The organism is Paenibacillus hunanensis (assembly GCF_014645615.1).
In the GTDB taxonomy this organism is placed as follows: domain Bacteria; phylum Bacillota; class Bacilli; order Paenibacillales; family Paenibacillaceae; genus Saccharibacillus; species Saccharibacillus hunanensis.
Map to the genome: position 1 here is coordinate 294,684 of NZ_BMMB01000007.1, position 12,660 is coordinate 307,343.

Sequence of the window (12,660 nt, forward strand, 5' to 3'; positions counted from 1 at the left end):
CCAAAGAACGGAGGCAAGGAAATAAGGGAAAAGGACGACTTTGGAACCCGGGAATCTACCCTGACTTCTACATTCATAGATTCCTGGGTTCCACCTGAGGACGTTCCCTTATTCCTTGACGGAGTGGTGTAACACATCTGGTAAATGAAGTAAGCGAATTAATCGAACCGCTTAATTTTTTGTACTATAAAAACAAGTTTTTGCAGTCGATGACGTTTTTTCTTCTATTATAAAATGCAGCACCAAACTACAATGCATCATCCATACTCCCTGACAAAACCGTGTCAAACCGCTATCATGCTTGAGCAAGGTTGCATATTCTGTTAGGATAGGAATGCATTTATCAATTAGGGGGCCCGTCTATGGAACGGATACAATTGGATAACGGTTTGCGAATCGTTATGGAAAAAATGCCGACCTTCCGTTCTGTCACATTCGGAATCTGGATCAAAACCGGTTCCCGCAACGAGAATCTTGTGACAAATGGAATTTCGCATTTTATAGAGCATATGCTATTTAAAGGCACCAAGCGTTTTGACGCGAAAAAGATTGCCGAAATTTTCGATGGTATTGGCGGCAATGTGAACGCATTTACGAGTAAGGAATATACATGCTTTTACGCCAAGGTGCTGGATGAGCATCTGGAGATCGCGCTGGATATCCTGTCCGATATGTTCTTCAACTCGTTACTTGACCCGGAAGAGCTGGGACGCGAGAAAAACGTCATTTTGGAAGAAATTGCGATGTACGAGGATGATCCAGACGATCTGGTGCATGATCTGGCAACTGTAGCTTCGTATGGCAACCATCCGCTTGCTTATCCAATTCTAGGTACAGCTGAGCGTCTGGAACCGATGGGGCCGGATCAGCTGCGTCTATTTATGAAGGATCGCTATACGATTGAAAATACAGTTATCAGCGTTGCTGGTAATATCGATGAGCGTATGGTGCCACTGCTGGAAAAATATTTTGGTGGCTTCGACGTGCATGGACCAGAGCAACAGCTAATTGCCCCGGAGTTCAAAGGAGAACTCGTATTCCACAAAAAGAAAACAGAACAAAATCACATCTGCCTGAACTTCCCGGGTGGTAAAATAGATGATCCAAGGTATTATGCGATGGTACTACTCAATAATGCGCTTGGCGGCGGAATGAGCTCGCGTCTATTTCAGGAAATTCGCGAAAAGCGCGGTTTAGCTTATTCGGTCTATTCCTACTACACCGCACACGCGGATAGCGGTCTGTTCACGATCTATGCGGGGACAACACCGAAGCAGACGAAGGATGTATTTGAGCTGACTCATAATCTGCTGCATGATCTCAAGCAAAACGGCTTGACCGAGCAGGAGCTGGAGCAAGGGAAGCAGCAGCTGAAAGGCAGCCTGATCCTGAGTCTGGAAAGCACGAGCAGCCTGATGAATCGTCTGGGCAAAAATGAAATTATGCTTCGTCAGCACGATACCGTGGACGAGACGATCGACTATATTGAGCAGGTGAGCATGGAGGATATTCGCTCAGTCATTGATGATATGTTTGCGGAGCCTTATGCACTTGCGATGGTTGGTGCGTCAGATAAAAGCATTGCACATGTAAGGAGAGATGAACTTGTCCACTAATGCCATTTCGGTAGAAATCAAAACATTACCTAACCATGAAGGTCTGGAGCTGCCACGTAAAATGTCGGAGCAGGCTTCTGGCTATGATCTTTACGCTGCGGTAGAGGAGCCAATGGTGCTTCAGCCGGGTGAGCGCGCGCTCGTTCCAACCGGTCTGGCGCTGGCAATGCCAGCTGGCCTGGAAGCGCAGATTCGCCCACGTAGTGGTCTGGCATTCAAGCATGGGATTACCTGCTTGAACACACCGGGTACGATCGATGCCGATTATCGCGGTGAGATTAAAGTGCTACTTATCAATCTGGGCAGTGAAGCATTTGCCATTGCTCGTGGTGAGCGTATTGCTCAAATGGTATTCCAGCTTGTGCCTGATACAGAGCTGGTGCAGGTGAGTGAGCTGTCTGAGACCGTTCGTGGTGCAGGTGGGTTTGGTCATACCGGCACCAAATAAGCGACTTGACCCAATCGCGGTCGCTGTATCTTCGATCTTCGCTTAGGTGACTATCCATATAAGCGAAACGGCTGTGATCCGCGAAGCGATCCAGCAGAAACTGCATTGCTGGATATTACCGCATTAAAACTTTTCTGCAAAACAGTTGAAAGAAATAACAGGGAATGATATCATTTCTACAATTATTGCAGGATACTGAAATTCATTTCCGGTCCCTGTGACCGGTGGGGGTCTGCGGTGGTCTGAACCAGACCGCCGCTTGTGCGTTTAGGCGCACCCTGCAAAATCGAAGGGGAGAAGATGCTAGATGTCTAATCAATTCTTTAATGTGGCTGTCGTGGGAGCGACAGGAGCAGTAGGTCAACAGATTGTAAGATTGCTGGAGGAGCGCGATTTCCCGGTGAAAACGCTGAAGCTTCTGTCGTCGGCGCGTTCGGCGGGTAAGAAGGTTCTGTTCAAGGGTTCGGAAGTTACCGTGGAAGAAGCAACACCGGATAGCTTTGCTGGTGTAGATATTGCTCTGTTCAGTGCAGGCGGCGATATCACGAAGGCGCTGGCTCCGCATGCAGTACGTCATGGCGCTGTATGTATCGACAATACGAATGCGTATCGCATGGACCCGGATACACCGCTGGTCGTACCTGAGGTCAATGCACATCGTATTGCTGACCACAAAGGTATTATCGCCAATCCAAACTGCTCTACGATCCAGATGGTTGCTGCACTCAAGCCACTTCAAGATCGCTACGGCATCGATCGTATTATCGCATCGACTTATCAGGCGGTATCGGGTGCCGGTAATCAGGCGATTGAAGAATTGAAGCGTCAAAGCAAGGCTGTACTTGCAGGTGAAGACGTACAACCGGATATTTTGCCGGTTGGTGCACTGCCAGTGAAGCATCAAATTGCATTCAATGCAATTCCTCAAATCGATAAATTTCAGGATAACGGCTATACACTGGAAGAAATGAAAATGGTTCGGGAAACGAAGAAAATCATGGAAGATGACTCGATCAAAGTCACCACAACATGTGTACGTATCCCAGTTGTATACGGACATTCGGAGTCAGTATACGTTGAATTGAAACAGGATGCTGATCTGGACGAGGTTAAACAGCTTCTGCAAAATGCGCCAGGTGTAACACTGGTGGATGATCCATCCAACCAGGCTTATCCACTGGCAACCGAAGCAGCAGGCCAAAACGATGTATTTGTTGGTCGTTTGCGCCGTGATCTGGACAATCCGCGTGCATTTAACATGTGGATCGTATCGGATAATCTGCTCAAAGGTGCAGCATGGAACGCTGTTCAAATCGCCGAGATCATCGCCGCAAAAACAGCAGTCAACAGCTAACGGAGGCGTGTGGTCAATGACGACCTTATTGCAAAAAACAACTAACATACTGGTACAAAAATTTGGCGGTACATCGCTCTCGACACCAGAGGCGCGTGAGCATGTGCTGCGGCATATCAAACGCGAGCTTGCCCGGCAGGTCAAGCTCGTTGTTGTGGTATCCGCGATGGGTCGCAGTGGCGATCCTTACGCTACTGATACATTGCTGGAGAGCACTGCTAATAATGGCAGTCTTCCATCCCCGCGTGAGCGCGATCTACTGATGGGCTGTGGAGAGATCATTTCCGCAGTGAATTTGAGCGGTATGCTCGTTCGTGAAGGTATCCCGGCTGTTGCCCTAACAGGCGCACAGGCTGGCTTTATTACGGATGATAACTTTGGCAATGCACGTATTTTGACGATTCGTCCAGAGCGTGTATTGCGTGAGCTGGAAGAAGGCAAGGTGGTTATCGTAACCGGCTTCCAGGGGCAAACTGAACATGGCGATCTGACTACCTTAGGACGCGGCGGCAGTGATACATCAGCAACAGCTCTTGGTGCTGCACTGCATGCGAACATGGTAGATATTTATACAGATGTTGAAGGCATTTTAACCGCTGATCCACGCATCGTTGAAGATGCTAAGCCGCTTGCTTTTGTGAGCTATAACGAAATCTGTAATATGGCGCATCAGGGTGCAAAGGTGATTCATCCGCGTGCCGTGGAGATTGCGATGCAGGCACAGGTGCCAGTACGTGTTCGTTCTACCTTTGCTGAAAGCGAAGGAACCCTCGTTACGCGTCCAGATCAATTTGTCGATTCACCTGGTGGCGTTATTGATCGTTTTGTTACAGGGATCACCTATATGACCAATGTCACGCAAATTACCGTTACCGAGCAGGAAGGTATCGATAATCTGTCGCTGAAAGTATTCGAAGCAATGGCGGACAATCGTATCAGTGTCGATTTTATCAACGTAACCCCGCATGGCGCGGTATATACCGTATTGGATAGCGAAGCAGAGCGTGCAACAGCACTGCTTCAATCAATGGGACTACAGCCAACCAGCTTGAGCGGTTGTGCCAAGGTTTCTGTTGTTGGTGGTGGCATTAACGGTGTGCCTGGTATTATGGCACGAATCGTAGCTGCCTTGACCGGACAGGGAATTACCATCCTTCAGTCTGCTGACTCCAATACGACCATCTGGGTGCTCGTCAAGAAAGAAGATATGGTTCCAGCGGTTCGCGCGCTGCATAACCAGTTTGAGCTGCACCTATAATCTGACCAAGTTCTGCGGGAAGCATCCCGTATTGAAGGAGGAAAAACATTGGTAGACTTCGGAAGACTGATTACGGCGATGGTCACACCCTTTAACGATCAGGATGAGATCGATTGGGAGGTAACAGCCCGTTTAATTGATTATTTGATTGAGGAGCAAAAGTCTGAATCACTCGTCATCTGCGGTACAACCGGTGAATCACCTACACTGACAGATGAAGAGAAGCTCGAAATGTTCCGTTTTGCAGTGAAACATGCAGCTGGTCGATGTAAAATCATCGCCGGTACGGGCAGTAACAATACGAAGCACTCGATCCACCTTACCCGCGAAGCATCCAAGCTGGGGGTGGACGGGCTGCTACTCGTTGTACCGTATTACAATAAGCCGAACCAGGCAGGTCTGTACCAGCATTTCAAAGCGATTGCTGAAGCAACTGAGCTTCCAGTCATTTTGTACAATGTACCAGGACGTACCGTTACCTGCTTATCAGCTGAAACAACGCTGCAACTGGCACAGATCAGCAATATCGTAGCGACGAAGGAATGTGCGTCGATTGATCAGGTGACGGAGATTGCCGCTGGTGCGCCAGAGGGCTTCCGTATTTACTCCGGTGAGGACGCAACAGGCTTCGCTGCGATTACAGTTGGTGCACACGGTATTATCAGTGTGGCGAGCCATGTGGTTGGTCAGAAGATGCATGATATGATTCATTCGTATGTGAATGGAGATGTGACGCAAGCTGCACGCATCAATCAGCAGCTATTGCCGCTGTTCAAAGGCTTGTTTGCCTGCCCTGATCCATTGCCGAATCCATCAGCGGTTAAATATGCGCTATGCACACGTGGGTACGGTAACGGCGATGTACGACTGCCGCTAATTGGTCCCTCGGAGGCACAGCGTGAATTTATCCAGGCTTTGCTGTAAAAGCAGGTGTAGAGCTACAGCTGCTTTCTATCAGACATAGGTACTGCATCGTAGCAATGCTTCAATGCAATACAATTGTGTAAAATATACGTAACAGAATGCATCCCTTAATGCACATTCAAATGCCTATAGGCAGGGTAATGAGCATGGAGGGGTGCATTTTTGCATGTATAGGGCTGTATAGATTGGCGTTAGGGATCGGGTGATAGCGGATTTTAAACAATATTTTGGCTTGATATGAAAGGGTTTTACTTGCTTGTAGGACGAGGTTTCAAACATGACTTGTGTTTTTGTTTTTTAATCATGTATAATATTCTTAAGTGACTGGGTGCGGTATAAAAAAGTAATACGAATTTGCTGATAGAATTCTTTGTCAGGCAGAGTGTTCGTGACATCGGCAAATTATGCAAGAATGTGAAACATTCGGATGCTGGTTTCTTGCATACTTCAACTGGTGATCGCCGGTTTGTATTGTTATAGCCAACGTGTGCGATTTGTTTTATAAATGATCCAATATGTAGAAGAAAACCAAATGATTTTGTTTATAAATATTAAAATGACGTCCAACAATTACAGGAGGTATAGATTACATTGTCCAAGAAAAATACAAATAACGAAAAACTGACGATCTTTGCACTGGGCGGCGTCGGTGAAATTGGTAAAAACATGTACGTCATTCAGTATGCGAATGACATCGTCGTAGTGGATTCAGGCTTGAAATTTCCAGAAGAGGATATGCTGGGTATTGATATGGTCATTCCAGATATTTCCTACCTCAAGGAAAATCAGGATAAAGTTCGCGGTATTTTGCTCACACACGGTCACGAAGACCACATCGGCGGCCTGCCTTATGTGTTGAAGCATCTCAATGTACCTATTTATGGCACACGCCTGACTATGGGACTTGTAGAGAATAAGCTGAAAGAAGCCAACCTGCTTGGCGAAACGAAACGAATCCTGATTCATGAGGATTCCGAAGTGAAGCTGGGTAACACCATCACTGCTACGTTCTTCCGTACCAATCACAGTATTCCAGATTCCGTAGGTGTCTGCCTGGCTACTCCAGAAGGAAACGTTGTTCATACAGGTGACTTCAAATTTGACCATACTCCGGTCAATAACGAATTTGCTAACCTGCAACGTATGGCTGAAATCGGTGCCAAAGGCGTACTTGCTCTGTTATCAGACAGTACAAATGCGGATCGTCCGGGCTATACACCTTCTGAAAAAACAGTGGGTGTCGTGCTGGAAGATATTTTCCGCAAATCGCCACAGCGCGTTGTTGTAGCGACATTCGCTTCCAACGTTCACCGTATTCAACAGGTTGTGAATGCAGCGGCAGTAACTGGACGCAAAATTACAGTTATCGGACGTAGTATGGTAAACGTCGTTAGCATCGCAAGTGATCTGGGCTATCTGGACATTCCAGACGGCATGCTGATCGAGCCGGAAGAAGTCAACAAAATGGCAGCGGATCGCGTTGTTATTCTGTCGACAGGTAGCCAGGGCGAGCCGATGTCTGCACTGACACGTATGGCACGCTCCACACACCGTAAGGTTGATATTTTGCCAGGCGATAGCGTAATTATCGCAGCAACACCAGTACCTGGTAATGAAAAATACATTGGCCGTACGATCGACGAGCTATTCCGTCTTGGCGCTAACGTGTACTATAGCGGCGCTAACCCGGGCGTTCACGTATCCGGTCACGGTTCACAGGAAGAGCTGAAGCTGATGCTGAACCTGATGAAACCAAAATTCTTCATCCCAATCCACGGTGAATACCGTATGCAACGCAGACACGCGATGCTGGGTGAAGCGACAGGTGTAGATCCAGAGAACATCTTCATCGTAGACATCGGTGATACCGTTGAAATTCAAAACGGTTCCGCACGCAAAGCTGGTAAAGTCACTTCCGGTAACGTGCTGATCGATGGTCTGGGTGTAGGTGATGTAGGTAACATCGTATTGCGCGACCGTAAGCTGCTGTCTCAAGACGGTATCATGGTCGTTGTCGTTACACTGAGCAAGCAAAATGGTCAGATCGTATCCGGACCCGACATTATCTCTCGTGGATTTGTCTATGTTCGTGAATCGGAAGGACTGCTGGACGAAGCGAATCGCATCGTAACTAGCACATTGCAGCGTTTGATGAGCGAGAACGTTAACGAGTGGGCTTCCCTGAAAACAAGCGTCAAAGACGCGCTTGGCCGTTTCCTGTACGAGCAAACACGCCGCAGACCGATGATTCTGCCAATCATTATGGAAGTGTAAGCACATGATCTCTTTCGTAGAAACGTGCTTTTTGAATAATAGGTAAGGGCAACCAGTCGCCCCTGATTTTCCGCATGGTATATTGGACGGTCCCATGCGGGGAACAGGGGTTTTGTTTTTTAGAAAGGTATGTATTTTCGCAGGCTGGATGGTATGATGGAGATGCTGGTTGCTGTTCGCATTATGGCGTGAAAAGGCGAACGTAAGTGTCAGCAAATATGCTATAATTACACATCGGAGGTGGTAACAGGTGGCTAAACCGAAAGCAACCCAGAAAACACGAGCAGCAAGCAAAACAACCCGGAAGCCGTCGCCATCTGCTGCGCGGAAGCCGGCGCAACCGAAACGAAAAGCAGCCTCAACAAGGACAGGCACAGCAGCGCGTAAGCGTAAAGCTAAAGCGCAGGCACCTGCACTTGGATTGTTGAAATATGAAATTTATGGGATTTTGCTCATTACGTTATCGGTCATTGCTCTATCACGGCAAGCAGCCGTGGGGCATTTTTTGTATTACATAAGTTCGTTTATTTTGGGAAAAGTATATTTTGTACTGCCACTTGCCGGTATATACATCGGCTTAATGACGATGCTGCGTCAACGCTGGGCGAACGGCTGGAACAGTCGTACGACAGGGTTAGTATTGCTTGTATGTACACTAACATTGATGAGCATTCTGATCCATGTTCCAGTGCCACAGCTGGAATCGTTACCTGCAAGACAGGCAGCAGGTGGCTATGTGGGAGCCGTGCAAATGTGGCTGCTCCTGATGTTATTCGGTGTGACGGTAACGAAGCTAATTACAGGCGTGATGCTAATTATTAGCTTGATGCTGATTACACGCATGTCGCTTGTACAGATCGTGGAGTACGGACAGGCGATTGTTGCTCGTATTGGTGCTTCGACTCGTCAGCAATGGCAAGCTTCGCGTGAAGCAGCAGCAGAGCGCCGACAGGAGCGTGAGCTAGAGCTGGCTGCGGAAGCAGAGGCAGAAGTGCATGAATCGCATACAAGCAAAGAGGACGATGCTGAGGCAACACGTAGCAACGGCCTGCTTGCTTGGTTGCGTAGAGAAAGACATGGAGAGCTTGAACAGGAAACGGAAGTCGATGGAGAGGAAGCGTTGTATGCTGCTGCACCGGAGCGAAAGCCGATTACTCGCAGTAAATCGTCACGTAAGTCGGCAGCAGATGCAGCTTCGATTGTCACAGCATCATCTGATTTGACGACACAGAACGAAGATATTCGCATACACGGCCTGCATGATCGTCATCTAGAGGATGATTTGCTGGACGATGCAGCAGATATAGCTGTGGCATCTGGCATTGGTCTAAATAGCGCAGGCGTAGCACCATTAGCTGGAGCAGCAGGTGCTTCTACTGTGGCGGCAAGTACAGTAGAAGGAGATCGTACTCCTATTATCCGCGACTTTTTTGAGCAAATTCGTTCCGAGCAGTCTGGTCATAACGGTGCTGAAATGGAAGCAGAAGCCTTATATGATGCAGATAAGTCTACTTCGGATACATCCGATCGTGACTGGCAAGCTAGTGATGCGTGGACAGCTCCACAGCAGTCTGGATCAGAGCTGAATCCGTCTCATTTGCATAATGAGCAAGTATCGTCAGCAGCAGTTGATGGAGCTTCCAATGTACCATTACAATCGGTGGACATGGATACAACAGGAGCAGATGCTCTAGAATCTATAGGAGCCGGGCAGGGAGATACACCAGCAACAGATGGACAAGCAATGGTTACACCCCCACCGCCTCCACCGAAGCCTTATCGTTTACCACCATTTAGTCTGTTAGCTAAGCCGAAGGTAACTGGTAATGCAGCCGATCAGAATGATTATATGCAAATTGCACGGAAGCTGGAGACGACACTGGAAAGCTTTGGCGTGCGTGCCAAAGTGCTAGAGGTGGTACGTGGTCCTGCGGTTACACGTTATGAGATTCAGCCCGATGTCGGTGTGAAGGTAAGCCGGATTGTTGGCTTGACGGATGATATTGCACTGGCATTAGCGGCAAAGGATATACGGATGGAAGCTCCGATTCCTGGTAAATCGGCAATCGGGATTGAGGTACCGAACAATGAAGTGGCCATGGTCACCATGCGTGAAGTGATGGAGACACAAATCTTCCAGGAATCTGAAGCCCGCTTATCGATTGCTTTTGGACGAGATATTGCTGGACAGACGATTGTCGGCAATCTAGCGAAGATGCCCCATTTACTTGTAGCAGGGGCAACGGGTTCAGGTAAATCGGTTTGTATTAATGGCATTATTACCAGCATTCTATACAAAGCCAAGCCGGATGAAGTGAAATTCCTAATGGTCGATCCGAAAATGGTCGAACTGAATATTTATAATGGTATTCCCCATCTGCTTGCACCAGTCGTAACCGATCCACGTCGTGCTTCGCTCGCTCTAAAAAAGATCGTGGTCGAGATGGAAAAACGCTACGATCTATTTTCCAAATCGGGCACGCGTAATATGGAAGGCTACAACAATCTGATGAAGGATAATCCAGCGGCGATTTTGCCTTATATCGTCGTCATTGTCGATGAGCTTGCCGATCTGATGATGGTTGCTGCGGGCGATGTAGAGGATGCGATTGCACGTCTTGCCCAGATGGCACGGGCAGCAGGTATTCACCTGATTATCGCAACCCAGCGTCCATCGGTTGACGTTATTACAGGTGTGATCAAGGCGAATATTCCATCACGGATTGCCTTTGGTGTATCGTCTCAGATCGACTCACGTACGATTCTGGATATGGGTGGTGCGGAGAAGCTGCTTGGACGTGGAGATATGCTGTTTATGCCTGTTGGTTCCTCCAAGCCTGTCCGTGTACAGGGCGCATTCATGTCCGATCAGGAGGTTGAAGCCATCGTTAATTATTGCCGCGATCAAGCAGAGGCAGAGTATAATGACGATATTGTGCCGGAGATTGATGATTCGGTAACCGCTATAGAGGAACAGAAGGACGAGCTATTTGATCAGGCAGTGCAGATCGTTGTAGAGGCGAAGCAGGCTTCGGTATCGTTACTACAGCGCCGTATGCGTGTCGGGTATACGCGTGCAGCCCGCTTGATTGATTCCTTAGAGGCACATGGTATTGTAGGCCCTTATGAAGGCAGTAAGCCGCGTGAGGTACTCGTTTCCCCTGAGCAATATCATCAGATTAGTACAGGTAGCTAATCCAGCAGATTAAAGATCGAATGCGAATAGACAAAGCTAGAGCAGATCGAGCATAGGTTTGAGGCTTGAAGTAGCTCGATAATGCGAGTGAAATCAATCGCGATGGCTCATCCTAACATCATAAAAAACCCGCTAGCTCCTTTTGAAATGAAGGAGCTAGCGGGTTTTGTTTATTTCGGTATCGTTAACGATTAGTTATAACGTTTGAGAATTGTAGAGCGATTGCTGCTATCGTACACGAAACCGTAAATCTTTTTGCCCATATTGCTATAGGCAGCATCGATATCGGCAGCGATACTGCTCATCAGGCTAGTGCCTTGATTGTCAGTCAGCAGATTCCAATCGCTTTTGTTCGCATACACGCGGAATACGATTTCTTCATCGTTATCATTGGAGAGCTCGATGCTCAGCTTGATATTACGATACGTACCGTAGTCGTTGTTCAGGTTTTTCTGTACAGTCGTCAGATCGACATTAGAGCCGATTACGACGCTGTTGTTATTATTTACGGTAAAGCTCATCAGCTTGGTAGAGTTTTTGTTGTATACTGTACCGCTGATTGTAGCATTTTTGAAGGTTGTATTGTCATGAATATCATCTACGATATTTTGCAGCAATGTTCTACGGCTGCTGCTGGATGTATCATTCCATGAGGTTTCGTTAACACGAATCGATACTTTAACCGCAGACTGTGTGCCTGTCAGCTCAATGCTCGCTCCTGTACTTCTGTAATCGCCATAGCTGTTGTTCAGTGCAGTTTGCAGCTTAGTCATCGCATTGCTCACGCTACCAGAGGAGCTGGAGTTGTCAGCAAGCTGATTTTTCAGGCTTGTGATTTGCGAGTTCAGATCATTAACCTGTGCTTGCAGCTGAGAAATGGTAGTGTCTTTACCCGTACTTTGTGTATTGGCATTGGTCAGCTGTAATTGTAGACTTTGAATTTGTGCATTCAGAGCGTCTACAGTGGATTGTGGAACCTGAGTTTGCGTATCGGTGATCGATACCGCTTTGTCCGTGTTGTTCCATGTTACTTTTTTACCAACTGCATCACCCAGCACGCGGAGTGGTACATACGTGGTGCCATTAATCATAAATGGCTCCTGTGCTGCATCTACAGTAACAGCCTGGTTGTTGTACATCACTTTAATATTAGCATATACCGCTTTGAGCTGTTTGGTAGCATCGGAAGCGTATGTACTATTAGCAAAAATCGTTCCAGATACGGCCAGAGCGGACACGGCAGCGATGATCATCGGTTTTTTGTTTAGTTTCATGTTCGTTCATCGGACTCCTTCATAATAAATTTGGATAGGGCAAACCTCGTCTGATTATCCTATGTAATTAGACGCGTTACGCGTGCAAATAGTTTCGCACAAATTTCCCAGAGGTACCAATTGTATAATAATGAGGACCTAATTGGACCCAGAGACTTGATTCTAACATAAAATACAATCGTAATAAAATCAGCTTTGTAACTGGATTGTTATCACTTTGCTGAAAATTGCGATCTGATCACGGTCTGATCGCATTCTAACAAATATTTGCGAACGATCATTTCATTCGAGCTAACTTCCAGATCATTGATCACAA

At 47.3% G+C, this 12,660-nt stretch carries 8 protein-coding genes; 7 read left to right on the forward strand and 1 reads right to left on the reverse strand.

The genetic code is table 11. The features are described from left to right. Positions 1 to 362 precede the first annotated feature (362 nt). The 7 genes from IEX62_RS16855 to IEX62_RS24045 all read left to right on the forward strand — a co-directional run bounded on the left by IEX62_RS16855 (position 363) and on the right by IEX62_RS24045 (position 11,070). Positions 363 to 1,616, forward strand: a complete 1,254-nt coding sequence (locus IEX62_RS16855) for a M16 family metallopeptidase (protein WP_188776704.1) — start codon at positions 363 to 365, stop codon at positions 1,614 to 1,616. Continuing rightward, a complete protein-coding gene (dut, locus tag IEX62_RS16860; protein WP_229685864.1) occupies positions 1,606 to 2,064 on the forward strand; it encodes a dUTP diphosphatase in 459 nt (152 codons plus the stop codon). The genes IEX62_RS16855 and dut overlap by 11 nt, the downstream gene beginning before the upstream one ends. A 307-nt stretch (positions 2,065 to 2,371) precedes the next feature. Continuing rightward, entirely contained in the window at positions 2,372 to 3,418 is a 1,047-nt protein-coding gene (locus tag IEX62_RS16865; protein WP_188776706.1) for an aspartate-semialdehyde dehydrogenase, read from the forward strand. 16 nt (positions 3,419 to 3,434) lie between these two features. Next, positions 3,435 to 4,676: an aspartate kinase gene (dapG, locus tag IEX62_RS16870; RefSeq protein WP_188776707.1), complete on the forward strand. Its 1,242-nt coding sequence runs from the start codon at positions 3,435 to 3,437 to the stop codon at positions 4,674 to 4,676. 48 nt (positions 4,677 to 4,724) lie between these two features. After that, the gene (dapA, locus tag IEX62_RS16875) at positions 4,725 to 5,600 is read left to right on the forward strand and encodes a 4-hydroxy-tetrahydrodipicolinate synthase (RefSeq protein ID WP_188776708.1); all 876 of its coding nucleotides are present in this window, start codon (positions 4,725 to 4,727) and stop codon (positions 5,598 to 5,600) included. Positions 5,601 to 6,191: 591 nt separating this feature from the next. Next, positions 6,192 to 7,874: a ribonuclease J gene (locus IEX62_RS16880; protein ID WP_188776709.1), complete on the forward strand. Its 1,683-nt coding sequence runs from the start codon at positions 6,192 to 6,194 to the stop codon at positions 7,872 to 7,874. Between the two features lie 250 nt (positions 7,875 to 8,124). Further along, a complete protein-coding gene (locus IEX62_RS24045) occupies positions 8,125 to 11,070 on the forward strand; it encodes an FtsK/SpoIIIE family DNA translocase (protein WP_188776710.1) in 2,946 nt (981 codons plus the stop codon). A 191-nt stretch (positions 11,071 to 11,261) separates the two neighbouring features. Here the strand turns inward: IEX62_RS24045 and IEX62_RS16890 are convergent, their stop codons facing one another. Then, the gene (locus IEX62_RS16890) at positions 11,262 to 12,344 is read right to left on the reverse strand and encodes a stalk domain-containing protein (RefSeq protein WP_188776711.1); all 1,083 of its coding nucleotides are present in this window, start codon (positions 12,342 to 12,344) and stop codon (positions 11,262 to 11,264) included. Positions 12,345 to 12,660 lie beyond the last annotated feature (316 nt).

What these genes read in the sequence shown, in the direction of transcription:
- IEX62_RS16855 (WP_188776704.1), top strand. Translation starts at nt 363, where the DNA reads ATGGAACGGATACAATTGGATAACGGTTTGCGAATCGTTATGGAAAAA.
- IEX62_RS16890 (WP_188776711.1), bottom strand. Translation starts at nt 12,344, where the DNA reads ATGAAACTAAACAAAAAACCGATGATCATCGCTGCCGTGTCCGCTCTG.
- IEX62_RS16865 (WP_188776706.1), top strand. Translation starts at nt 2,372, where the DNA reads ATGTCTAATCAATTCTTTAATGTGGCTGTCGTGGGAGCGACAGGAGCA.
- dapG (WP_188776707.1), top strand. Translation starts at nt 3,435, where the DNA reads ATGACGACCTTATTGCAAAAAACAACTAACATACTGGTACAAAAATTT.